This is a genomic window from Caulobacter sp. BP25, from assembly GCF_002737755.1.
GTDB lineage: Bacteria > Pseudomonadota > Alphaproteobacteria > Caulobacterales > Caulobacteraceae > Caulobacter.
Window position 1 is genome coordinate 1 of record NZ_PEGH01000017.1, and the last position, 23,877, is coordinate 23,877.

The 23,877-nt window shown below is 64.0% G+C and carries 15 protein-coding genes and 2 pseudogenes; 7 read left to right on the forward strand and 10 right to left on the reverse strand.

Going from position 1 to position 23,877, the window contains the following annotated elements:
• Positions 1–41 precede the first annotated feature (41 nt).
• The 5 genes and pseudogenes from CSW59_RS10170 to CSW59_RS20950 form a co-directional block, all read right to left on the reverse strand.
• Positions 42–681 (reverse strand): annotated as a pseudogene (locus CSW59_RS10170) (sulfotransferase family 2 domain-containing protein).
• Positions 682–740: 59 nt separating this feature from the next.
• A pseudogene (locus CSW59_RS10175) lies at positions 741–3,540 on the reverse strand (TonB-dependent receptor).
• A gap of 448 nt (positions 3,541–3,988) precedes the next feature.
• Positions 3,989–5,083: a hypothetical protein gene (locus CSW59_RS10180; protein WP_099443938.1), complete on the reverse strand. Its 1,095-nt coding sequence runs from the start codon at positions 5,081–5,083 to the stop codon at positions 3,989–3,991.
• Positions 5,076–6,497, reverse strand: a complete 1,422-nt coding sequence (locus tag CSW59_RS10185) for a C1 family peptidase (RefSeq protein ID WP_099443939.1) — start codon at positions 6,495–6,497, stop codon at positions 5,076–5,078. Before CSW59_RS10185 ends, CSW59_RS10180 begins: the two co-directional genes overlap by 8 nt.
• A gap of 57 nt (positions 6,498–6,554) precedes the next feature.
• Positions 6,555–7,283, reverse strand: a complete 729-nt coding sequence (locus tag CSW59_RS20950; RefSeq protein ID WP_201722771.1) for a hypothetical protein — start codon at positions 7,281–7,283, stop codon at positions 6,555–6,557.
• 139 nt (positions 7,284–7,422) lie between these two features.
• Here CSW59_RS20950 and CSW59_RS10195 point away from each other — a divergent pair, with 139 nt between their 5' ends.
• From CSW59_RS10195 to CSW59_RS10205, 3 genes are read left to right on the forward strand one after another with little or no spacing between them, the layout of a single operon-like run.
• The gene (locus tag CSW59_RS10195) at positions 7,423–8,712 is read left to right on the forward strand and encodes an MFS transporter (protein ID WP_099443940.1); all 1,290 of its coding nucleotides are present in this window, start codon (positions 7,423–7,425) and stop codon (positions 8,710–8,712) included.
• Entirely contained in the window at positions 8,709–10,763 is a 2,055-nt protein-coding gene (locus tag CSW59_RS10200) for a BTAD domain-containing putative transcriptional regulator (RefSeq protein WP_161495041.1), read from the forward strand. Before CSW59_RS10195 ends, CSW59_RS10200 begins: the two co-directional genes overlap by 4 nt.
• Before the next feature lie 16 nt (positions 10,764–10,779).
• Complete coding sequence (locus CSW59_RS10205; RefSeq protein WP_161495042.1) at positions 10,780–11,466, forward strand: phosphatase PAP2 family protein; 687 nt, start codon at positions 10,780–10,782, stop codon at positions 11,464–11,466.
• Between the two features lie 189 nt (positions 11,467–11,655).
• Here CSW59_RS10205 and CSW59_RS10210 read toward each other — a convergent pair whose 3' ends face one another.
• Positions 11,656–12,399 carry an SDR family NAD(P)-dependent oxidoreductase gene (locus tag CSW59_RS10210; RefSeq protein ID WP_201722772.1) on the reverse strand — a complete coding sequence of 248 codons (744 nt, stop codon included), beginning with the start codon at positions 12,397–12,399 and terminating at the stop codon, positions 11,656–11,658.
• 370 nt (positions 12,400–12,769) lie between these two features.
• On the opposite strand from CSW59_RS10210, the gene CSW59_RS20595 reads away from it, so the two are divergent.
• From CSW59_RS20595 to CSW59_RS10225, 3 genes are all read left to right on the forward strand, one after another.
• Positions 12,770–13,159, forward strand: coding sequence for a hypothetical protein (locus tag CSW59_RS20595; RefSeq protein ID WP_143754987.1), 390 nt, complete (start codon positions 12,770–12,772; stop codon positions 13,157–13,159).
• A gap of 252 nt (positions 13,160–13,411) precedes the next feature.
• Positions 13,412–15,745 (forward strand): TonB-dependent receptor, encoded by a 2,334-nt coding sequence (locus tag CSW59_RS10220; RefSeq protein ID WP_099443944.1) that lies wholly within the window; start codon positions 13,412–13,414, stop codon positions 15,743–15,745.
• A gap of 70 nt (positions 15,746–15,815) precedes the next feature.
• Positions 15,816–17,189, forward strand: a complete 1,374-nt coding sequence (locus CSW59_RS10225) for an MFS transporter (protein ID WP_099443945.1) — start codon at positions 15,816–15,818, stop codon at positions 17,187–17,189.
• Between the two features lie 105 nt (positions 17,190–17,294).
• Here CSW59_RS10225 and CSW59_RS10230 read toward each other — a convergent pair whose 3' ends face one another.
• Entirely contained in the window at positions 17,295–18,242 is a 948-nt protein-coding gene (locus CSW59_RS10230; protein ID WP_369825768.1) for an MBL fold metallo-hydrolase, read from the reverse strand.
• 74 nt (positions 18,243–18,316) lie between these two features.
• Here CSW59_RS10230 and CSW59_RS10235 point away from each other — a divergent pair, with 74 nt between their 5' ends.
• Positions 18,317–19,090 (forward strand): sulfite exporter TauE/SafE family protein, encoded by a 774-nt coding sequence (locus CSW59_RS10235; protein WP_099443947.1) that lies wholly within the window; start codon positions 18,317–18,319, stop codon positions 19,088–19,090.
• 72 nt (positions 19,091–19,162) lie between these two features.
• Here the strand turns inward: CSW59_RS10235 and CSW59_RS10240 are convergent, their stop codons facing one another.
• The 3 genes from CSW59_RS10240 to CSW59_RS10250 form a co-directional block, all read right to left on the reverse strand.
• A complete protein-coding gene (locus tag CSW59_RS10240; protein ID WP_201722773.1) occupies positions 19,163–19,498 on the reverse strand; it encodes a helix-turn-helix transcriptional regulator in 336 nt (111 codons plus the stop codon).
• A 130-nt stretch (positions 19,499–19,628) separates the two neighbouring features.
• Positions 19,629–22,841, reverse strand: coding sequence for an efflux RND transporter permease subunit (locus CSW59_RS10245; RefSeq protein ID WP_099443949.1), 3,213 nt, complete (start codon positions 22,839–22,841; stop codon positions 19,629–19,631).
• Positions 22,838–23,872 (reverse strand): efflux RND transporter periplasmic adaptor subunit, encoded by a 1,035-nt coding sequence (locus CSW59_RS10250; protein WP_099443950.1) that lies wholly within the window; start codon positions 23,870–23,872, stop codon positions 22,838–22,840. The genes CSW59_RS10245 and CSW59_RS10250 overlap by 4 nt, the downstream gene beginning before the upstream one ends.
• Positions 23,873–23,877: the final 5 nt, after the last annotated feature.

Consider the following 23,877-nt stretch of genomic DNA (forward strand, 5'->3'; position numbering starts at 1 on the left):
TTGGTCTTGCGAGGATTGCCCGTCAGCTCCAGCCGCGTCGCTCATCGCACGCCCTCGAAATCATAGCCGAACAGCGCCAGATCCTGGGCGTAGCGGGCGGCGACGCCGTCGATCAGCGCCTGGTCGTAGTAGGCGCGATAGTCCTCGCGCCGTGTGCTGTTGATCCGGTCCAGCGGGCGAGACGCGATGCCGATCCGCGCGCAGATCGCATCATACGAGCCCTGCATGTCCTCGACCCGTCCGACCTGATCAGCCAGCAAGGTTTCGCCGTCGTCATCGACCAGCAGCGCCGCCTGCGGCTGGAACAGGGATATGGCCCTCGGGTGGGTCCACGAGCAGGAAGTGACGCATCGCCTCGCGGGGCTGGCGTTGGAAGAGATCGCCGCCGCGCAGCATGAAGGCGCAGTACGAGACGAACCGGTCGAACGGATTTCGCACGAAGGCGAACTTGAAATAGGCCTCGAAGGCTTCCTCGCCGAGATAGGGGCGCACCTGGCGCAGCGACAGATGGCCGTGCTGGATCGCGGCCAAGTCGGTCCAGGGGAAGCGCTTGTTGACGAACAGGCCGACCTGCTCGACGTCCTCGTCCCCCATCCGCTCGCGCAAGGCCTGTCGCACCGCGTGCGTGCCTGTCTTGGGCACGGCGGCGAAGATGAAGCGGTGTCGATGGGAAACGATCATGTTTTCCGCACACGGAAAAGCGCCCCGCTCGAAGAGCGAGGCGCCATCCATGGCCCTGATTAGAACTTGTAGCTTAGACCCATCATGTAGGTCGAACCGCTCTGGGTCTGGTTATAGAGATAGCGGTTCTGCCCCCAGAACTGGGTGTCCTTCTGGTTGGTCAGGTTGACCGCATCCAGAGAGACCTGCAGCTTGTCGGTGATGTTGTAGAAGGCTGCGGCGTCCACATAGGTGGAACCCTCGAAGCCACGTGTGCTGGCGCTCATCGGGGAGTCGCTGCGTCCCGTGTACCAGCGGTTCCGGTGGCTCAGCGAGCCGCGCAGACCCCAACGATCGGTTTCGTAGTAGAGCGTGGCGTTGTAGCTGGTCTTGGAGATGCCGGTCAGCGCCTCGTCGGCGTCGACATAGGTGTAGTTGGCGACCGCGCCCAGCTTGTCGAACGGCGCCGGCAGGAACGAGAACTCGGCCTGCGCCGCCAGCTCGACCGGTCAGCTTCTTTGAGCCCGGGATGTTCACGGGCATCGAGAACTCCTTGACGATCGTGCTGGCCGTCGCGCCCGGGATCGTAGCGTAGGGCACGCCCGTCTCGCTGAACGGCACGTTCTCGAGGGTCTTGGTCCCGATGAAGTTCTTGATGTCCTTGTGGAACACGCTGGCTGACAGCAGCCCGACATTGCCGAAGTAATACTCGACCGACACGTCCAGCGTGGTGTCCTTGTAAGGCTTCAGGTTGGGATTGCCGCGCGAGGCGGTGATCTCGCCCGAGTCCGAGTCCTTGAACGCCGTGCCCTCGGCCGCCATCGAGCCCATCCCCGGACGGTTCAGGTTCTGGGTGGCCGAGAAGCGAACCTGGACCTCGGGCGTCAGCTCGACCACGGTGTTGAGCGCCGGCAGAACGCCCGAATAGCTGCCCTTCACGTCGGTCGTACCCAGATAGGCGTAGCTGTCGCCCTGGATCCAGCCGGTGCTGTGAGTGTCGGTCTGATAGCCGCGCAGGCCGACATTGCCCCGGAAGCGCTTGCCGAACACCTCGTGATCCCAGTCCAGCTGGACGTACTCGGACACCGTCTCTTCGGTGGTCGTGTAGACGTTCTCGATGTCCTGGAGCGCGCCGCCGGTCCCGTCGGTGTTCGGGCCAAGGCGATGGTATTCCTTGTACTTGGCGAAGGCCTTTTCGTAGTCGCCGATCAGCCACGAGCCGAAGTTGTTGCTGAATACCGAGGTGACGTCCGCCACCGACGTGCCGCGCATCTTGCTGCGGGTGCCATTGACGTTGTCGTCGTAGAACAGGTCCCGGCCGTCCTGTTGGAAGCGGTGATAGGCGACCCCGGCGCGCAGGGTCAGCGCGTCCGACAGTTCATAGCGGGCGTTCAGCACGCCTTCGCGCAGTTCCGACTGATTGTAGAAGCTGCGGTAGTAGAACGAGTCCATCGCGTAGTTGGCCGCGTTGGTCGGATCCCAGCCCGGATACTGGAACGAAACCGAACGGCCGTCAGCGCCATAGTTGGCGACCAGGTTGCCCTTGGCGCGCATGTAGAGCTTGTCGTCGTACGGCGTCTTGTAGGTCGACTTTTCGTAGCCGGCATGGCCGTCGATCACGAGACGATCCGAGGCGTCCCACTTGCCGGTCAGGGCCAGCTGGTTGAAGCGGTTCTTGTTCAGCGAGCGGCGATGCTCGCTGCCGAACGTGGTTCCCGTCACGTCGGTCATCGTGACGTAGTTGTTGCTGTCCCAGGTCAGGTTGTTGATCGTCGACGCCTTCTGGAAGACCGAGGGCCAGACGCCGCCGGCGGCGGTGTCGAAGGCGACCGAGCCCGTTGAAGACAGCGGGCGCGTGGCGAGGTGCAGTTCGTCCCGCTTGGTGGTGAAACGGCCGTGGAGGGCGTCCAGCGTCAGCAGCAGGTTATCCACCGGCTTCCATTGCAGCGCCGAGGTGACGCCCAGGCGCTCCATCTTGGCGTCCCAGGACGAGATGCGGTTGCCGTCCGCGAAATAGAGATCGCCGGACAGGAACTTCGCCTGCTGGGCGGCGCTCAGCTTGGAGATGTCCAGCCCCTTGGCCACCAGCGACTGCAGGGTCGCGGCGCTGGGGTGGCTGTAGTTATAGGTGTTGTGGCCCTGCTCGGTCGTATGGCGCTTGGCGTAGGCGACCGAGACGAGCGCGCCAAAGCGGTCATCCCAGTTGCGGCTGAACAGCGCCGCGATGCGGGGCTGGGTGTCCTTGGTGTACTGGTTGGTGCCCAGCTTCACCGACAGAGCGCCCTTGGCGCCGGACTTGTAGTCGAACGGCTTGCCGGTGAAGAGGCCGACCGTGCCGGCCATACCGCCCTCGTTCTGCGCGGCTTCGAAGGTCTTCTCGACCTCGACCCGCGAGAACAGTTCCGAAGCGAAGATGTTGAAGTCGAAGGCGCGGTCGCGCGAGCGCTGGCCACGGCTGTCCTGGGCCGAGTCGACATTGCCCAGCACTTCCATGCCGTTCAGCTGGACGCGGGCGAAATCCGGACCCAGGCCACGCAGCGAGATGCGGCGACCTTCGCCGGCCTCGCGGTTGATCTGCACGCCCGGAAGGCGCTGCAGCGATTCCGCCAGGTTCAGTTCCGGGAACTTCGCCATGTCCTCGGCGACGATCGCGTCCTTCTGAATGACGGATTCGCGCTTGATGGCCCGGGCGTCGGCCAGAGACTTGCGATAGCCGGTGACGACGACCGCATCGACCGTCTCGCTGGCGCTCGAGTCGTTCGAGACCTGCCGCGCGAAGGCGGCCGTGGCGCTGGCGTCGGCCGCGAGCATCGCGACGGTGCAAAGCAGAAAGCGCTTCAAATCCGAGCGCCAAGCTCGAACGGGATGTGACTTTGACATAATGTTCCCCTGCCCCATCTGGTATGGACCAGACGCTTAAAGCAGGCAGCCACGACACGCGCATGACAGTGCGCGCCGCCAGTAGAAATCTCAGAATCAGCGATACGAAGCAGAGATCGAGAGGCCTGGACGGAGAAGCCCAGAAGCACGTCGACTGTCACATGCATGGCGCTCCAGATTCAGCATCTTGGACTATACCAAAAACGGGACCGCCAGCTTAACGGGCCGGGTCGCTGAGACGGCGGCAGGCGAGATTAGCCAGGCTGCGTCCGTAGCGGCCAGCGGCCGCTACCGCGTGCTTCCGCGCCGATGCCAACGCCGCTTGGGCGGCGGCTACCGCCTGAGACGGTCAAGTATTAGACCCCTGCGACCTGGCGCGACTAACGTGACAGCCCCCGCCCCGAAGCGCCTGTATTTCGACATAGTCCTTTCTTGATGCATGAGACGCCTATAGCGCGTTGGTGATGGACAGGGTCTTGGTGATGAAGACGCCGACGGTGATGTCGTGATCGGTGCTCGTCCAGTCGCCGCGAACGCCGCCCGTCAAGCCTGTCTTGTCACCAAACAGGTAGATTGGCAGGGCGACCGCCCAGTTGTCGGCCTGGGTGTCGTAGGCGACCTTGGGCGCGATCCCGACCTTGGCCTTGGCGATGCCGAGATCGACTTGGGCGGGCGCCCAGCGCCCCTCAAGCGACAGGATGTCTTTCTTGATGCGTTTGACATGGCCGAAGGCGCCAGACGCGCAATCGAGGACGGGGGCGGAACTCGCCAAGCATACGGTCCTGGGTTGGCCCTCCCGGAAGGCTTCCTCGTGGGCGTACCGGATCGTGAGCGCCCAGTTCTCGCGCCCGCCTATCCAGGCATAGAAGGCGCCGATCCTCCACGGCGTCCGGTTAGCTTCGGATTTGGCCAGAGTGGTCGGATCGTAGAATTCATAGCTTCGTCGCCCGATCTCTGCTGACACGCCGAAGTAGCTGATCAGGCGTTCGGCCAAAGCCTGGTCTATGGCGGCGTTGTACTGATCAGCCAGCGCCTTGCCGCCCACCTCGAAGGCGAGTTCGGTGCTGCAGCCCGGCGCGGTCTGGCCGGGATGGAGTTTCTCAAATCCTGCCCTCATCTCCCCGCAAAGTGTTTGCCGGTCGACAGGGGCCGTCGCGGGAATCTTGAGTTCGCTGAACTGGATGCTGACGCTGGCCATGTCGGAAAGGCCGTCATTGGTCAGCGACGAGGTGAAACCTCGCTTGTTGTCGACCGGTGCGGAGAGCGCTACGGAAGCCGTTCGGAAGTGTCCCACCGCATTGCCGAGTCTAAGCCAGGAAATGTCATTACGCTCGGCCCCGAACTTGAGCGTCGCCGTCGCGCCATCCTGACCACCTTCGATCGATATGGCGCTGAGCGACGAGAGCGGTTCTCGGGCGTTCGGCGCCGCGGTGGCGGCAAGCGCGCGAGCGGCGACGTCCTCCTTGGCCTGGGCGGCGGTCGAGACCGCCAGGATCAGCGCGGCGACGCCGACGCGCGTCCAAAGCTGCGCATGTTCAGACATTGAACGACTCCTCGGCTGAATAGGCTTCGGTGAGGCCAGCAGGGATGCGGACAGCCTGGCTGACGATCGCGCTCCCGCCGCGAAGCACGGATGCGGTTCCCGCGTCGCCACCCTTCCCCCGGATGCCGACCCGAAGGGTGTTGACGCCCGCGGGCAAGCTGAGCGCGCTCACGCCCAACGGCAGTTTCACGCCTTTGATCATCACGATGGTCGTCGCCGGATCGCGAACGATCGTCACGGGAACCATCTCCGCGAGAATCTCGGCGGAGGTCGGTTCGCTTCCGCGATCTGGGGCTATCTGGTGATGCACCCAATCTACCAGCTCGTCGAAGAACCCGAGTCGCAGGCGCTCTAGTGTGGCGACCGGCGCGGAAGAGAGAGCGCCTGGCGCATCGAGCTGTTGCTCCGCAGTCTGCAGGAACTGGGCGAGACCGACAGTGTCCACGAACACTTCGCTCATCGGGCTGAGCGACGCCAAGGTGCGACCCGTGCTCCCTTTGATCACGCTGAGCATGAGGGTCCGGAGATCCTCTTCATCGCCCCCCCAACTTCCGATCGGGCGTGCATCCTTGGCCTCCGGGGGAGGCTCGGCGATCCCGGCTGAGACCTGCGTCGCACCGCCGAGAATGACGCCATAGGCCTCGGTGAAGGCGGCGGCGGCATAGGCATTGGTCGCGAAGGCGAAGCCGTTATCGCCCCAGGATTCACCCCAGCTATTCCGGACGATGAAGCCGTCGGGCGTATAGCCGACCAGCGCCACCGCGTGGCCGCCGAGGGCGGTTTCGGCGCGATAGGTTTCAAGCCGCGGGACGGCCGAGGCGTTGGCCCAGGTCGCGTCGACGTTCAGGCGTACGAGGATCGGGCCGTTGCTGGCCAGCCAGCGGCGCCAGGCCAGCAGGCTCGGTCCCAGATTGATGTAGCTGGCGATCTTGAGGCGAGCAGCCTTGGCGTAGAAGACCTGCGCGCTGCCAGGGAATAGACGGCCGCCCTCGAAAGGCAGGTCCCCATCCAGCGCCGCGCCGTACTTGCGCGAGACATCCAACGCCGCCTTGAGGCTAGTGCCTTCCGGCTCGATGAAGGTCGTTGGCGCCGTCGTGAATTCGTCCAGTTCCTTGGACGCCATCCAGGTGAACCGCGGCGACAGCGGCGTGTCCTTGGCGATCCATCCGGCCTTGACGAAATGATAGCGCAGCACGCCGTCGGCGGTCGCCCAACCGACGCAGGAGCCTGTGTTCTTCTGGTCGCCGATCGTCCACCAGTCTTCGCGCCGGTTGACGCTCTCTGGCAGGGCGGTGTCGGCCACTCCGGCGCTCACAGCCGCCGCGAAGGTCCAATCGGTCTCCTGCGAGACCGACGGCAGGCAGTTTAGGATTCGCGGTGTCTCAGAGCCCGCGGTCTCAGGCTTGAATGTCATGGTCGTTCCTCGGTTGGAGCGGAAACGGGAGTTGTGACGTGGCGCTGGGCTGGGCCGTTAGGTGTCCCAGAAGATCCAGTGCGATTGGTCGTCGATCCGCACGGAGAAGCCGTCGCCCAGGCACTGTTCCAGCGCGGCGAGGGCGGCTGAGATCGCGGCGTGCAGGGCCCCGCCGCCCGTCGCGACGGCGGCGACGATCGCCGCGATCACGCCCGCGACCGCGGCTTGGCGAATGCAGTTGCGGATTTGGTCTTCGTTCGGCCCCTCGATGGTGAGAGTCAGCTCGTGGCGCAGCTTCTTCATCTCGACGTGCGGGGTCGGCAGGCCGAACGGGCCGTCGTTCTTCCAGTGGATCGTCCCGGTCGGCTGGAAGCTGTCGTCGTAGGTCGCCAGAGACTGCTGGACGATCACCAGCCCACGTGCGGCGGCGCGGATTGGAGATGGCGGCGCCTTCTCCGCAGGCTGGAGAGACTTTGCCTCGGCTTCGATGGCGTTGCTGGCGGCATGAACGCGGACGCCCTTGCACCAGTCCGGCGTGACGCCGGCATAGATCGCGCCGACCGGCAGGATGACCTGGCCGGAAATTCCGTGTGGCGGGTCGGCCTGGAACTCGAAGTCCCAGATGCCGTCCGGCGGCGGCGAGACGTAGAATACCGGGCTCAGTCGGGGGTTCGTCCAGCCACTGGACGTGACTTCGCCAAGGGCGGCGATCTCGAGTTTGGGAGTGCCCCCCGGCAGTTGGAGGATATGCGCACTGACTTGAACCACCTTGTAGATCAGAGACATGGTCAGCTCCTGCTTTTGCAGGGGCAATTTCAGCGACCATCGTTCGCCAAACGTCAGATTAGCGTGAACGCCGCGTAAAAAGAGCGGCGACCGAGGTTCACGTTATGGTAGCGTTTACCGGGGACATAGGGGGCAGCGTGTGGTCGCTAGTGTGTCGAATGCGTCGAACGAGGCGCGCGGCTACGAATGGCGCATCATCGTCGCCAGTTCGCTCGGCAATGCGCTTGAGTGGTTCGACTTCATTATTTTCGGCTTTCTCGCGGCGACCATGGCCGAGCTGTTCTTCCCGGCCGGGGACCGCAACACTTCGCTGCTGCTCACTTTCGCGACGTTCGGCGTCACCTTCCTGCTTCGCCCGTTGGGCGCGATGCTGCTGGGATCCTACGCCGATCGCCGAGGCCGCAAGGACGCACTGGTCCTCTGCATAGGCCTGATGACGGCCGGTTCGGCGATTATTGGCCTTGCCCCCACCTACGAAGTCATCGGGATCGGCGCCCCGCTGCTCGTTCTGTTGGCGCGGTCGCTGCAAGGTCTCTCGGCGGGCGGCGAATTTGGAGCGACCCTGGCGTTCATGGCCGAGCAGAGCGGTCGACGCAGAGGGTACTTGGCCAGTTGGCCGCTGGCCAGCCAGGGGCTCACGACCATTCTCGCCGCCGGATGCGGCGCGGCGTTGGCGCGTGGGTTCTCGCCGGAGGACCTAAAGGCCTGGGGCTGGCGTATCCCTTTCCTGATCGGCGTCGCGATCGGGCCCATAGCCTTCTACATCCGCGCCAGGCTGGTCGAGACGCCGGCCTTCCGGTCGATGGCGCCGGCCCAAGCCCCCGTTCGGAGCCTGATGACCTCAGGCAAGCTCGGGGTTGCTCTATGCGCGGGCCTGATGGCCGCTCCGGCTGTCATGGTCTACGTCCTCCTATATCTGCCCGTCTACGCCACGACCCAGCTGGGCCTAAGAGCGCCAGATGCGTTCTTGGGAGCCATGGTGGCCGGAGCCGAACAACTCCTGCTCATACCGATCTTGGGGCGCCTCTCCGATCGATACGGCGGCGGCATATTCATGCTTTGCGGCGCCGTGCTCATGCTCGCTATAGCCTACCCACTCTTCGCCTGGATCGCCTTCAAAGCGACGGCCGCAGCGCTGATGCTCGCGCAGACGACCATCGGCCTGGTCAGCTCCATCTATCTGGGCCCGTTGGGAGGCGTGATCGCCAAGCGCTTCCCGCCTCAGACCCGGACCAGCGGCATGGCCCTGGGCCATGCGATCGGCGTCACATCCTTCGGCGGTCTAGCGCCCCTGATCTTCACGCTGCTGATCGCCACGACCGGCGACAAGCTTTCGCCGTCCATTTTCGTCGCCGTCGCCGCAGGGGTGAGCCTGGCTTGCGTGATGGTGGTTCGCCGCGACGACGCGCGAAGGGAGGCGACGGCATGAGCAGCCATCCTTCGCGCGCCGCCGACCCTCTCGCCGAGAGCGCGCCGGCCAAGCTCGCTCGGACAGTCGCCCGCATCCATATCGTCGGGACGATGCGGGCGATGACCTATGACGGCACTTCTCTGCTGCCGCGTGGGCGCAAGGCGCGGGCGATTCTGGCGCTGCTGTGCATGTCGCGAGGCGCTTCGGTGCCGCGCTCGCGCTTGGCGGCGCTGCTCTGGGATCGCTCCCCCGAAGCCCAGGCTCGGACCAGTCTCCGCCAGGCCCTGTCGGAACTGGCGACGAGTTGGAGCTGCGTGCCAAATCTCCTGCAGATCGGGCGCGACCAGGTCCGGCTGTGCGACGAGAACTGCTGGATCGATGCGGTGCATCTGCCATCGGTCGGCGCGAACATCGGAGGGGAGGCGGGGGACGAAGCCGAAGACGATTACCTGAACGCGATGTCCGGCACGCTGCTGGAGGACCTCGACGGCGTTAGTCCGACCTTCGACCAGTGGCTGCGGGAAGAGCGGGCGCGTTTCGAAAACAGGCTTCGGAAGGTTTGCGAAGCGCGACTGCTTGAAGCTTCCTCGCAAGACGCCTCTCCACAGCGGCGAGCCCGTATCGCCCGCACGCTGATCGAGCACGACCCGACACATGAAGGCGCATGGCAAGCTCTGCTCTCAGCGCTCCTGAACCTAGGAGATCGCGCTCAGGTCATCCGCGAGTATCAACGATGCCGTCGCGCGTTGAAGGACGGCCTCGACGTGCAGCCTTCCGAGGCCACGGATCGACTGTATCGAGCCGCCCGCGCCCAGCAGGAGCAGAATGTCTCGCCAGCTATCGCCGAAGCGCCCACAGCGCCCGCCGCGCTCCCCGGCGGAAGGCTCAGGGTGGGCATACTCCCCTTTGTCGCGACGGCTCCGTTATTGGATTCTACGCTGTGTTGGTCGCTGAGCCTGGACATGGCCGCAGCGCTTGCGCGGTTCCGATGGTTCGACGTGATCACACCCATGGGGATCGCGACCTTGGGCGTCGATCAGACTGGGCAGGCCCGCGCTCTCGACACCCTCGCGGTCGACTACGCGATCCAGGGGACATTGACGCCCATCGGCGACGGCATCCGCGTACGGGTCGTGCTCCTCAGGCTCCATGGACCGCCGCAGACCGTCTGGAGCGATAATTACGACTTGCCCATAGACGCGCTGGCGGAAGCGGACGAACGCGTCACCACCAAGCTGGTGGCGCGGATCGACCCCGTCATCCTGCAGATCGAAGGCGCGCGCCCCAGTCAACGCGACGTCTCAAGCGCGACGAGGCTGGTGCTGAAGGCCATTCCGCTGCTCTACAGCATGGAGCGGCAGCGTTATGACGAGGCTGGCGCCATGCTCCGCCAGGCCGCCGCGGCGGCACCCGATGACAGCATGGTCGCGGCCTGGTCAGCGTTCTGGTACCTTTTTCACGTCGGTCAAGGATGGTCGATCTGTCCAAATCAAGAATATATCGAGGCTGAACGGCTATCTCGGCATGCGATTGATCTGGATCCTGAAAATGCGGAGGCTCTTGGCATATATGCTCACCTCTGTTCGTTTGTTCATCATGATTTCAAGTCGGCGTCGCATTACTTTAATCAATCGCTTATTCTAAATCCAAGCCTTGCCTTCATTTGGGCGCTGAGCGCGCCGACCAGTTGCTATATGGGACACCCCGACGACGCGCTGCGCCGCCTTCGGCGCTACCGCGAACTGGCGCCTTTCGATCCCTATCATCGGCTGTTCGAGTCGATTGAAACCATGGCCCACCTGTTCGCGCGCGACTATGCGAGCGCTGTGGCCATCGGCCGTCGCTCGGTCCGCGCGAACCCGACCTTCACCAACGGCTACAAGCCCTTGATCTCGGCCTTGGGCCACCTGGGGCTTCGCGATGAGGCGTCAGGGTTCATCGCCACGCTCATGCAGCTGGAGCCTGACTTCTCCATCGCCACGTTCGCGCGTCGCTATCCATTCCAGGCGCCGGAAGACCGTGACCACTACATCGCCGGCCTGCGCGAGGCCGGTGTTTGCGAATTCTAGAAAAGGAGACGACCCCATGCGCTGGCCCGACGATTATACAGACCCCGCGTCGATCCGCTTCCCGGAAGACCGCTGGGATCCCACATTCAAAGCGTATATCGAGGAGGCTCGGAAACATCCCGATCGGCTTGCGGCGATCACCCTGATCGACCCGCCCGACGTCGCGACGAGCCGTGGCGAGCTCGACACCCTGCTGAACTATCCGCACGCTAGCGACTTCAATGCGCGCCGCCCGGAAATCATCAATGAGAATAGCAAGCCGCCTGAAAGCCTGTTTGCCCCACTCCAGGCACAAGCAGGCGGCCCCAAGGTGAAAACCCGGAAAATGCTCATTGAGATCAAAGACTGGTCTCTGCCTTACATCATGTATTTCAAATCAGTCTGGATGCGGCCTCGACCCGATCATCTGGATTCGAGCATTAGCACCGTCATCCCTGCACCTGGACACCCCGCCTATCCAAGCGGACATTCAACGCAGGCCCATCTGATGGCGCTCGTCGGTTATGAGATTTGCCAGGACACGACTATCCGCAAAGCGCTCTGGGCGGCCGCCGACAGGATCGCCCAAAACCGTGAATACGCGGGGGTGCACTATAGAAGCGACAGCCTGTGCGGCGCCGAACTCGCTAAGCAACTCTTGGCGTTCTTCATCGCCGAGCGTAGCGCCGATATAGAAGCGATTAAGGGCGAAGAGTGGCCTTAGGGCCCGAAACAGGCTGATGAAGCGGCTCGGGTTGCCCGCTACAGCACCCAGAGCACCCGAGCCGCTTAGATCGACCGTCGCCACTGCCTCGCCGGTTCCAGGCCGACCAGTCACGCAAGGTGCGCGGCCTTGATGGCCAAGACGCGCATAGTCGCGCAGGAGGCGCCGCTGGAGCAATTGGTCCGCAGGCTACGCGTGAACCCCTCCATCAATGCGCACGATCTCCCCGTTCATGAAGTATCCGTCTTCCGAGGCGAGCATGGCTACGACGCTGGCGACGTGTTCGGGCGAGCCCAGTTTGCGGTCACCGCGCGCCAAATGCGCGAAGAGGCTCAGGTCCGCATCCGAGGGCAACCCGGCGAAGGTTTGGGCGGTCATCGCGGTCCCGATGCCACCTGGCGCGACGCCATTCACTCGCACGCCCCGTTTTGCGTATTCCCTGGCGAGAGATTGGGTCAGAGCGGCTACGCCCCCCTTACTGGCGGCGTAGGCGGCCATATAGGGGTGACCGAAGAAGGCTGAGGTGGACGCCGCGTTCACAATGGCTCCCCCGCTTCGCTCAAGGTGTGGGAGCGCTTCGCGGCAGCAGAGGAACACACTCGCCAGATTGGTGGTGATCACCTGATTGAAGGCGTCGAGCGACATTTCGCTGATATGGCCCGTGCGTAGCACGCCGGCCATGTTGACCAGCACATCCAGACCGCCCTCGTCCCTGACGAAGTCCGCGACCATGGCCTTGACGGCGATTTCATCGGAGACCGACGCCCTTAGGGCGCGAACCGCGCCCCCTCCGGAAGAAAACTCCGCAGACTGACGAAGTGTCACCTCCAGTCCTCCTGGATCCCGGTCGACAGCCAGGACCGTGGCGCCTTCGGCCGCCAGTCTCAGCACGACCGCTTGCCCGATCCCAGAACCTCCGCCGGTGACGATCACTCGCTTGTCCGAGAAGCGAAACCCACTGCCCATGCCGACACCTCAGAATGCTGAATCACTTTAGAGTAGAGCGCATGAGGAAGATGGGTCGGCAACGACTGGAAGGTTCAGACCGGAGATATTCTCCGCCCCTCCCTCCGCCAAACGCCCGAGAGTCCCTGGCCGCCGCGGCGGGCGCGGAATAGCGATTAGGCTCCTGGAGATGAAATCAAATGCAGAGAATAATCACAGGCATCGTCAATCGTCACAAACACCCCGCGTTATCGGAAGCGACGGCCTCGCTGGAGATCTACCCAATGCATTGCGATCAACCCTATTTAGTTGTGCAAAATTCACAACAGATATTCTAAATATCTATAGATCTGCGTTGATGGTGGACATAGAATGCATCTGCATTCTACTTCATGTAACGGAACGCGCCCGCGAAACCTATCTCTACGACCAGGAAGAGGTGTCGACTTGGAGCCGATCTCGCCTAGCCTCAAAGACTCTGCGCACCGGGCTTAGCCGCCGCAGCATCGCCCTCGCCACGGGCCTGTCACGAGAAACCACGCGGCGAAAAGTGACGATTCTGCTGGAACGCGGCTTTCTCGTGGAGGACGCCTTCGGACGCGTACGTGTGCGAGACGAAGGGTGGGCCGCCGATGCTGTGGTGGAGCTCGCGACGCAGTTGGAAGATGTGGTGAGCGACTTCCTGAAACTCCGCTCTGCTATGCATTCGCGCCCGGAGGAAGTGTCCGCTGCACGCCAAGAGGCGTAACGCGCGCCAACCATACGCTCAAGCCCAGACCAATAAAGCTATTCTGATGTTTTCCATATATTTTATCGCCTTCATCACCATGAACTCACCAGAAATGACCCGCTATGGGTCGATTTTAGAAATAAACTGAGGACGACAAATACATTACCCGTCACCCCCGCTTCGCTTTCGGCGATAGTGATCATCGTTCGCGCATCAGGCTCAATCTGATCCTGATGTCATGCGTGAAGGTCTTGAGGGGACTTAAATCCGATGAATTTCAGGATTTCCTATGCCCGTGAAATATTCGGCATCAGCCTTGCGACTGTGATGCTCATGGCTGGCGAAGCCGCCGCGGCTGATCCGTCCACGACGTCCGCCAACGCCGCTCCTGACATTTCGGTCGAAGAACTGATGATCACCGCGCGACGCCGCGAGGAGAAGCTGCAGGACGCCCCGATCACGATTTCGGCGGTCTCGGGAAGGGTGTTGCAGGCCGAGCGCTTGGACCGCGTCGCCGACTATGCCGCCAAGATTGCCAACTTCTCCGCCGTCCAGCAGAACACCCGCGTTTCGGCCTTGCGCATCCGGGGACTCGGCGACAACGCCAACAGCGACGGTTCGGAGGCCGGGGTCGGCCTGATCGTGGACAACGTGTTCTTTACGCACCCAGGGTTCTCCTGGCTGGACTTCGTCGACCTTGACCACATCGAGCTCGCGCGGGGGCCTCAAGGCACCTTGCTCGGTAAGAACACGACCCTGGGCGCCTTGATCGTCACGACCAAGCCGCCGTCATTCGAGCCCGAGGCTACGGTCAGCACGACCGTGTCGAGCCGCGATCGGCGCCAGTTGCGCGCCAACATCTCGGGCCCGCTGGTGGGCGACACGCTTGCGGCACGCCTTACTGTTTATGGCGACATGGGCGGCGGCTGGATCAGAAACAAGTATGACGGCGAGCGCTACCTGGACAATCACCGGTGGGCCGCACGCGGTCAGCTGCTGTTCCAGCCCAACGCTGTTTTCACCGATCGCCTGATCGCCGAGCACTACGACACCCGGGAATACAACGCGTTCACGCCCCCGATCGGTGATCCCCTGACCTACGCCAACGGCGCCGTGCGAAATGGCTGGGGCACGAAGGTCCAGGCGGCCTTCGGCTACACGCCTTCTTACGACATCAAGGACGCCAACCTGGACACACAGAGCCGCCTGATCTCAAGGACGGACGGTCTATCCAACCAGGCTGATTTCGCGTTGGGCGGCTACACCCTAACCTCGGTCAGCGCTTGGCGACGCCTCTATTTTCGCCCCAACAACGACAACGACTACACGCCCTACCCCGTCTTTGGAATCGGCTATGATGTTGATGTTGATCAATTTTCTCAGGAACTTCGCCTAGCTTCGCCGACGGGCGGCTCCGTTGACTGGCAGACGGGGATCTATTTGCTCAATCAACAGGTCACGAGCAACAATCGGACGCGGATGTTCGCTCGCGCCACGGATTTCTTTCTGTCACCCCAGCTGCCATCGGCGATCCTAAATGGCGTCGAACTGGATCAGCTGGGTAAGGCGGAGACCAATAGCGCTGCGATATTTGGACAAGGAACCTGGCGCATCGATGACCGCGCCGCCCTGACTCTGGGCGCGCGATACACGCACGAAAAGCGTGAAGCGTCGGTCTCGTCATTCTCGCTCGGCGGCGCCCCCCTCACGGGGGCTCTTGCCCCGTTCGCGGTCTATCGCGCCGCCGTCACGGGTGCGCCCTATCAGGTCGCGGGCGAGAAGAGCGACGGCTCGTTCTCGTGGTTGATCAACCCATCCTACAAGCTCGCGGACGGCGTTCTGGCCTATCTCAGCCTTGGATACGGTGAAAAATCAGGAGCAGCGAACCTGGGAGCGCGAGTCGGGGATCGCGTCATCATCGATCCAGAGAAGTCGACCGACTTTGAAGTTGGGGTGAAGACCAAGCTGGCCCAGGGGCGCGTGATCCTTAACGCCAATCTCTACCGCGACGACATCACCGGCTATCAGGCGACGCTCAGCGCCCAAAGCGGAACGACGACGCGCAGCTATCTGTCCAATGTCGGCAAGATCCGGCTGCAAGGCATCGAGTTGGAAGGGGCCGCCCAGCTCACCAAGAACCTGAACCTGTCGTTCAGCACGGCCTGGGGCGAGGCGGTCTACGTGTCCTACGTCTCAGCGCCGCCGCCGGCGGAGCTGACCTATGTCGGCGGACCAACGTCCGTGGATTTGTCAGGCAAGCAGCTCCCCACGGCGCCGAACTGGACGGGCCAGGTCAGCGCGCGCTGGGAGCGTCCGGTCGCCTCCGGCGCGGCGATCTTCGCCTATGCCAATCAATCCTGGAAAAGCCGCACGTCCTTGAGTCCGCTGTCACCGTACGGCCGGCAAAATGGATATTTCGTGGTCAATGCCGGATTGGGCGTGCGAACCCTCGATGATCGCTGGTCGCTGTCCCTGTGGTCCAAGAATCTGTTCGACAAACGCTATGTCGCGGCCTTCGGCACCGCCAGCGGCGTCACGCCCTATGTCGCGATTATGGCTGATCCGCGAACCGTCGGCCTCACCCTGACAGCCAAGCCCTTCTAGCCACACCCGCGTCTGCTCGCCAGACGTCGCTTGGGCCCCACAGCCCCAACCCCACGCTAAGAGCATCCTCATGCCGAAGGCCCCGCCTGCCTTGAGCTTCCCTCGACTAGCGGTGTTCGCCACCCTCGCCTTCCCGCTGGCGGGCGCGGGCCTTCCACTGGCCGTTTACCTGCCACCCTACTACGCCCAGGACATGGGATTGGGCCTGACCATGGTGGGCGCCATCTTCATGCTGACCCAGGCCTGGGGCGCCCTGACCGATCCACTCGTCGGCGCGTTTTCGGATAGGACGCGAACGCGCTTCGGTCGTCGCAAGCCATGGATCCTGGGCGGCGCGCCGCTCTTCCTGCTGTCGACCGTGGCTATCTTCACGCCTCAAGTCCTGGGCGTCGAACGGCCGGGCGCGATCTGGCTGGCGAGCTGGCTGACCGCCTTCTACTTGTCCTGGAGCGCCATCATGATCCCGGTCACGGCCTGGGCCGGCGAGATCACGGGCCGGTATCATGGACGCAGCAAGGTCCAGACCTTCTTTCAGGTCGCGGCTTCGCTGGGCCTCTTGATGGTGATGATCCTGCCCGCGGCGGCCGACCAAGTCGCCGCCCACCAAGGCCAGACCGCTGACAATCGCGGGAAATTGGCCGCGATGGCCGTCTTCATCATCGTGACCTTCGTCCTGAGCACGGCAAGCTCTTTGATCTTGGTGGCCGAGCCAGCCCTGCCGCCCCGACCGGAAAAGAGCACGTCTCGCGGCCCTGCCCCTTGGCTTCACATCTTCGGCGATCGGCTGGTGCTGAAAATCCTGGCTGCGGATTTCGCCGTCACCTTGGGTCAGCTGATCCGAAGCTCACTCTTCGTGTTCTTCGTGTCCGCCTACGTCGGTCGCCCGGATTTGGCCGCAGGCCTGTTCCTGCTGCAATTCATCTTCGGAATCTTCGCCGCGCCGATCTGGCTGGCGGTTGGGTATCGCCTCGGCAAGCACCGAGCGGCTATCCTGGGCGAGCTGATACAGATGGCCATCAATCTTGGTCTGCTGCTGGTGACGCCGGGCGGCTTTCCGCTCCTGATCGCCCTCACCATCGCGCAGGGGCTGACCGCGAACTCAGGGAATCTGATGCTTCGCGCCATGGTCTCGGACGTCGCCGACAAGCAGCGATTGGAAACGGGTGGAGACCGCACGGGGCTGCTGTTTTCGAGTTTCAGTCTGACAAGCAAGGCGGCGACCGCCGTGGCGGTAGGCGTGGCCTTGCCCTTAGCAGGGGCCTTGGGCTTCCAGCCTGGCGCGCAAAACACGCCCGAGGCGCTTTTGGCCCTCAAGCTGATCTTCGCCCTGGGGCCGGCGATCGCACACGCGCTTTCGGCCATCCTTCTCGTCGGCTTCGACCTCGATGAAGTCAGCCACCGCCGGATCCGCATTGCCCTCGAGGCGGACGAAATGAGCGTCTAGCCATAGGCTACGCGAGGAGAACCATCATGCTCAAGCCAAGCCTTCTCCACGCAGGCATTTCGATGAAATAGTTGGACAATCATGTGAGACGGAAGATCGTCATCGCTAAACAGTGTTGAGCGGGATTTTCAGGTACCGCACGCCATTGGCTTCTGGTTCCGGAAGGTGACCGCCGCGCATATTCACTTGCACGGAGGGCAAGATAAGCTTGGGCATGTCGAGTGTTCGATCCCGCGTCTCGCGCAGTGTCACGAACTGAGCCTGGTCTACGCCTTGGTGGACATGGACGTTGTCCCGACGCTGGGCGCCGATGGTGGTCTCCCAGGCAAAAACGTCGCGACCTGGCGCCTTGTAGTCATGGCACAGAAAGACCCGCGTCTCGTCCGGGAGCGCCATCAGGCGCTGGATTGAGGCAAACAGCGTCGCCGCATCGCCGCCGGGAAAGTCGCAGCGTGCGGTGCCATAGTCGGGCATGAACAGGGTATCGCCAACGAAGACGGCATCGCCAATGACATAGGCCATGCAGGCGGGCGTATGGCCGGGAACATGCAGGGCTATGGCCTGTAGCCCGCCAATGGAAAAGACCTCGCCGTCCCGGAACAGATGATCGAACTGCCTGCCATCGCGGGCGAAATCAGGTCCCGCATTGAACAGCTTTCCAAACGTTTCCTGGACGCGGACGATCTTTTCGCCGATCGCCAGACGGCCACCCAGCGCCTCTTGAAGATAGGGTGCAGCCGACAGGTGGTCGGCGTGGGCGTGAGTCTCGAGCTGCCAGAGAACCTCCAGCCCTTGGTCCCTGACATAGGCGATCAGGGCGTCGGCCGAGCGCTCGCTGGTCCGGCCGGAACCGGCGTCATAGTCCAGGACACTGTCGATTATGGCGCAGGCCGATGAGTTGGAGTCACGCACGATGTAGCTGACCGTGAAGGTCGCCTCGTCGAAGAAGGCCTCAACCAGGGGCCTTGAAGCGGGCGCTGCGAGCGCCTGCTGGATGCTCGATCTTGCCTTGGTCACGGCAAGGTCAGGGGGTGAGATAGGCTCGCGCATCACAAACTCTCGGGCTTGGGTATCGACAAGCCATATATATGCGAATATATGAATATACAAGCCTGTCGGGTTGCTCCATGTCCCTGTTCATGATCGTTTCGACCCTGATGAGCGGCGCGCTTGTCGGCACGCTCCTGGGCCTGTTCGGCGGGGGCGGGTCAGTGCTAGCCACTCCGCTCCTACTCTACGTGGTCGGCATCCATGATCCGCATGTGGCCATCGGCACCTCGGCTGCGGCGGTTGCGATCAATGCGGGAATAAACCTGGTTGGCCACGGCCGGGGAGGCCGGGTCAAATGGCCTTGCGCCACCGTTTTCGCCGGCGCGGGTCTGATCGGGTCATTCGTTGGCTCGACACTGGCCAAGGCCGTTGATGGACAACGCCTGCTGCTTTGGTTCGCTGTCGCGATGGCGGCGATCGCCCTGTCGATGATGCGCCGGCCCAAGTCCCAGGGCGATCCTCTGGTCCATATCAGCCCTGGCTTGATGCTGAAGCTGGCCCCTCTCGGCGTGCTGACGGGCCTGGCGGCAGGGTTCTTTGGGATCGGCGGCGGGTTCCTGATCGTGCCCGGGCTTATGGCGGCGACCGGCATGACCCTTGCCAACGCAACGGCCTCGTCCCTGCTGTCAGTCTCTCTGTTTGGTGCGGCGACTTCGCTCAACTATGCCGCTTCGGGTCTGATCAACTGGCCTGTGGCAGGGCTCTTCGTTCTGGGGGGGCTTGCGGGAGGTGCTGTGGGCGTAAGGGGCGCAGGCTCGCTGGCGGCACACGCTGTCCTGGCCCGCAGGCTATTTGCCGGACTGGTGCTGACGGTCGCCGCCTATGTTGCCTGGAAAGCCCTGCACGTCTGAAGACCGACCCGGGGCGCCAACAATTCCCTGGTCCCAGCCTTGCGCCGGAGATCTCGCGTGACCGCCTGGCGGTCAGGCCTCAGTCGTAGCGCGGTAGACGTCGCAAAGGGTTTCCAGCACGCGAACCGCTGCCGGATCAGCCAGGCGATAGAAGATCGTCTGGGCTTCGCGTCGGGTGGCCACCAGACCCTCGGCGCGCATCTTGGCCAGATGTTGCGAGGTCGCCGACTGGGCGAGTCCGACATGGCTCGCCAGATCACCGACAGATGCCTCGCCGTCGATCAGACGACAGAGGATCAGCAGGCGTTGCTCACTGGCCAGAAGCTTGAGAAGCCGCGCCGCCGAGTGGGCGCTGGCCGCCAGGTCCTGAACGTCGTTCGCAGGGGTGATGAAGGCGAGTTTGCTCATATGCCTAATGTAGAAGATACGAATTAAGGTTCAAGCTTAAGCGGGCGTGCCTTGATGCCGCGGCATTCCCACGATCGAACAAGGCGTCTCGCATAGCGGCGAGGGGTGAGAATGCGGTCGCCAGGCTTAATCATTCTGGCCCCTCTGCAGTTGGGCGCCGATCATCGTCGCGCAGCACGACGTAGATGGCCGGAATGACCAGCACGGTCAGCACCGTCGATGAGGCGAGGCCAAACAGCAGAGAGATCGCCAGGCCCTGGAAGATCGGGTCGAACAGGATCACCGCCGCGCCGATCATGGCGGCCAGGGCCGTGAGCACGATCGGCTTGAAGCGGATCGCTCCGGCCTCCAGCAACACTTCGCGAAGCGGCCGGTCGCCGGTTTGGCTGTGGCGGATGAAGTCCACCAGCAGGATCGAGTTGCGCACGATGATCCCGGCCAAGGCGATGAAGCCGATCATCGACGTGGCGCTGAACGGCGCCCTGAACAGGATGTGCCCGATGACGATGCCCACCAGGGTCAGGGGGATCGGCGTCAGGATCACCAGCGGCAGGCGGAAGCTTTTGAACTGGGCGACGACCAGCACATAGATTCCGAGGATTGCCACCCCGAAGGCGGCTCCCATGTCGCGGAAGGTCACCCAGGTGATCTCCCACTCGCCGTCCCAAAGCACGGTCGGCCTGCTCTCGTCGGTCGGCTGGCCGTTCATGCGGATGTCCGGCTTTGGCAGGTCGCCCCAGTCGGCCGCCTTGATCGCCTTGTCGACGGCCATCATGCCGTAGATCGGCGCCTCATATGCACCGGCCAGTTCGGCCATAACCATGTCTACGTCCCGGCCGTCGCGGCGGAAGATGTGAGTTGATCCAGGCTCCCGGGTGGCGGTGACCACCTCGCCCAGTTCTACCAGACGGCCAGCCTGGCTCTGAGCCACGGGCAGGGCTGCCAGGCCTTCGCCCCAGCTGCGCGCCGATTGCGGCAGGCGCACAGAAATCTCCAGCGGGTCGCGACCTTCGCCGCGATGGGCATAGCCGACCACCTGACCTCCGAAGGCCGCGCCGATGGAGTCCAGCACCTGTCGGTCATCGACCTTCAAGGCTTCCAGGCGATCACGGTCGGGAACCAGGCGCAGGCCGGGCCGGGCCTGGCCATAGCTGTCGTCGATATCGACAATGTAGGGCACCGACTTGAAGGTAGCCTTGACCCGCTCGGCCACGGCGCGTCGCGTCTTGGCGTCGGGACCATAGATCTCGGCGAGCAGGGTGGCCATCACCGGCGGCCCTGGCGGGGCCTCAACCACCTTGATCGACGCGCCCGCGGGCAGGGGCGTCTTGGTCAGTCGCTCGCGCAGGTCTAGCGCTACGATATGGCTGGAGCGCTTGCGTTCGCCCTTTTCAGCCAGCGACACCGACAGGTCGCCCTGGTCGGGGCGATTGCGCAGATAGTAGTGGCGCACCAGACCGTTGAAATTGAACGGCGAGGCGGTCCCCGCATAGGCGTCGATCGCTGTGACCTCGGGCAGAGTGCGGGTGATGACCGCAGCATCGGACAGGGCACGGGCGGTGGCCTCCAACGAGGTTCCCTCCGGCATGTCCAGAACCACCTGCAGCTCGGACTTGTTGTCGAACGGCAGCAGTTTGACCGTCACGGTCTTGGTGGCGAACATGGCGCAGGCCAGCAGCGTGGCAACACCCACGCCGATCAGAAAGGTCCGGGCGCTCCTGCGGGTGGCGATCACCCGCCCGGCGACGCGGCGATACAGCGCGCCCAGTTTGCCCTCGCCGTCATGACCATGACCTGCGGCCGAATCCAGCGTCTTGCGGGCGAAGCGCACCATCAGCCACGGCGCGATAACCACCGCGACGAAGAACGAAAACACCATGGCCGCCGAGGCGTTGACCGGGATCGGGGCCATATAGGGGCCCATCAGGCCCGAGACGAACAGCATGGGCAGCAGGGCCGAAACCACGGTCAGGGTGGCGACCACGGTGGGGTTGCCCACCTCGGCCACGGCCTCGACCGCCGCGTCGATCCGGCTGCGGCCATCGTTCATGGCCCAGTGGCGGGCGATGTTCTCGATCATGACGATGGCGTCGTCGACCAGGATGCCGATCGAGAAGATCAGGGCGAACAGGCTGACCCGGTTGATCGTGTAGCCCATCAGGTTGGACGCAAAGAGGGTCAGCAGGATGGTCGTGGGAATGACCACGGCGGTGACCGCCGCCTCGCGCCAGCCGATGGCCAGACCGATCAGCACCACGATCGACAGGGTGGCCAGGCCCAGGTGAAACAGCAGCTCATTGGCCTTTTCATTGGCCGTGGCGCCATAGTCGCGGGTCACCGCCACATCCAGGCCCTGCGGCAGCAGCGAGCCCTTCAGGGCCTCGACGCGGGTCAGGACGGCCTGGGAGACGACCACGGCGTTGGCGCCCTTGCGCTTGGCGATGGCCAGGCTGACGGCGGGGGCCTGGCTCCAGACGCCGTCTGCGCGGGCATAGCGCCAGGCGCGGGCCTGATCCTCGCGCGGGCCCTGGGCCACATCGGCGACATCGCGGACATAGACCGCCTGGCCGCTGGCCGAAGGCAGGGCCAGCAGGCTGATGTCGACAGCACTGGTCAGGCTACGGCCGGCCGTAACGTCGATGGCCTGGCCGCCGCCGCGGATCTGGCCAGCGGGAAAGGCGCGGGTGGCCTGACGCACGGTGTCCATCAGGGCGGCCAGCGACACGCCGTGCTGGGCCAGACGGGCCGGATCGGGCGCGATGCGGATTTCCTCGGGACGTCCGCCGACGATGAAGGTGAGGCCGACATCATCGACCTTGGCCACCTCGGTGCGCAGCTTGCCCGCCAGTTCATAGAGAGCCTGGTCTGTCCATTGGCCAGCCGCGCCAGGCGTCGGCGAGAGGGTTAGCACCAGGCTCGGGACATCGTTGATGCCCCGTGTCTGGATCAAGGGCTCGGCGATTCCAGCCGGAATGCGATCGTAGTTGGCGCGGACCTTCTCGTGGATGCGTACGGCCGCTGCATCGGGATCGACCCCGACCTTAAATCGCGCGGTGACCATCACCTGATTGTCGTCGGCGAAGGTGTAGACGTGTTCGACCTCGGCGACACTCTTGACGATGGTCTCAAGCGGCTTGCCGACCAGCTCGATGGCGTCGGGCGCGCGCAGGCCCGGCGCGGCGACCATGATGTCGACCATGGGCACGCTGATCTGCGGCTCCTCCTCGCGGGGGATCGAGACCAGGGCCAAAAGACCCACGGCGATGGCCGCCAGCAGGATCAGCGGCGTCAGCGGCGACTGGATCGACGCCCTGGTCAGGCGTCCCGACAGGCCCAGGTTCATCGGCCGGCCTCCGCCGGGGTCAGGATGTCGCCCAGGCGCAGGCCCGACAGCACCTCGACCGTGTCGGCTGCAGGGCCGGCGCGGGTCTGGATCGGCGCTTCGGCGATCACGCCGTCGGCGCCGACCAGCCGGGCGTAGTCGACGCCGAACCGGGTGGCGACATAGCGCCGGGGAAGGATGATCGCCTGACGCTCGCCGATCTTGACCGCCGCGCGCACGCGCTGGCCGATCAGGTCGCCTGGCAGGTTGGGGGCGGTGACATCGGCGGTGACCTGACCGCCGGAGATCGACGGATAGATCTGAGCGATGGTCCCGCGCGTGGCCGTGCCACGAAGGTCCTCGGCGGCGAGCTCGACGAAATCGCCGACCTTGAGGGCGCGGGCCTGACCTTCCGGCAGTTCGATACGCACGACCAAGGGGCCGGCGGTGATCCGGGCAACCGACTGGCCGGGCATCACCACCGAGCCGATCGGGACGTCGGCGACCAGAATCCGGCCAGTGGCCGGAGCCAGGATTGCGCCCTGGGCCCCCAGCTCGGCGCTGGCGCCACGCTGGGCGTGGGCCGCTGACAGATTGGCGTTTGCGGCCTTGGCCTGGGCCTCGACCTGATCGAGGCGCGCCTGGGCATAGACGCCGTGGGAGAAGAGGTCGCGGGTGCGAGAGAGATCGGCCTGAGCGCGCGCCGCTTCGGCGGCTGCGGCGGCAACCTGCGCGTCGAACGCCCCGGTCTGCAGGGCCAAACGGTCATCCTTGACTCGGCCAATGACCTGACCTTGGCGGACGATATCGCCTTCCTTGACGCTCAGGGCCACCAGGGTTCCGGAGATCCGCGCGCGGGCTTCGGCCATGTCGCGCGTCGTCAGGGTGGCGGGAACCGGCTTGAGGTCTTCTACGACCTGAGCGCGGATCGTCAGACGATCCGCCGCAGGAGCCATCCTGATCGCCGGCGTCGCGGCCTCCTTGGAGTCGCCGCAGGCACTGAGCAGCAAGGTGGCTCCCAAGGCGCTGATCATAAGTGGCCGTACCGTCATGGCGT

Coding starts and splice junctions, on each gene's coding strand:
- CSW59_RS10180 (WP_099443938.1), bottom strand. CDS start 5,083: ATGTCTGAACATGCGCAGCTTTGGACGCGCGTCGGCGTCGCCGCGCTG.
- CSW59_RS10185 (WP_099443939.1), bottom strand. CDS start 6,497: ATGACATTCAAGCCTGAGACCGCGGGCTCTGAGACACCGCGAATCCTA.
- CSW59_RS20950 (WP_201722771.1), bottom strand. CDS start 7,283: ATGTCTCTGATCTACAAGGTGGTTCAAGTCAGTGCGCATATCCTCCAA.
- CSW59_RS10200 (WP_161495041.1), top strand. CDS start 8,709: ATGAGCAGCCATCCTTCGCGCGCCGCCGACCCTCTCGCCGAGAGCGCG.
- CSW59_RS10205 (WP_161495042.1), top strand. CDS start 10,780: ATGCGCTGGCCCGACGATTATACAGACCCCGCGTCGATCCGCTTCCCG.
- CSW59_RS20595 (WP_143754987.1), top strand. CDS start 12,770: ATGGTGGACATAGAATGCATCTGCATTCTACTTCATGTAACGGAACGC.
- CSW59_RS10220 (WP_099443944.1), top strand. CDS start 13,412: ATGAATTTCAGGATTTCCTATGCCCGTGAAATATTCGGCATCAGCCTT.
- CSW59_RS10225 (WP_099443945.1), top strand. CDS start 15,816: ATGCCGAAGGCCCCGCCTGCCTTGAGCTTCCCTCGACTAGCGGTGTTC.
- CSW59_RS10235 (WP_099443947.1), top strand. CDS start 18,317: ATGTCCCTGTTCATGATCGTTTCGACCCTGATGAGCGGCGCGCTTGTC.
- CSW59_RS10240 (WP_201722773.1), bottom strand. CDS start 19,498: ATGAGCAAACTCGCCTTCATCACCCCTGCGAACGACGTTCAGGACCTG.
- CSW59_RS10245 (WP_099443949.1), bottom strand. CDS start 22,841: ATGAACCTGGGCCTGTCGGGACGCCTGACCAGGGCGTCGATCCAGTCG.
- CSW59_RS10250 (WP_099443950.1), bottom strand. CDS start 23,872: ATGACGGTACGGCCACTTATGATCAGCGCCTTGGGAGCCACCTTGCTG.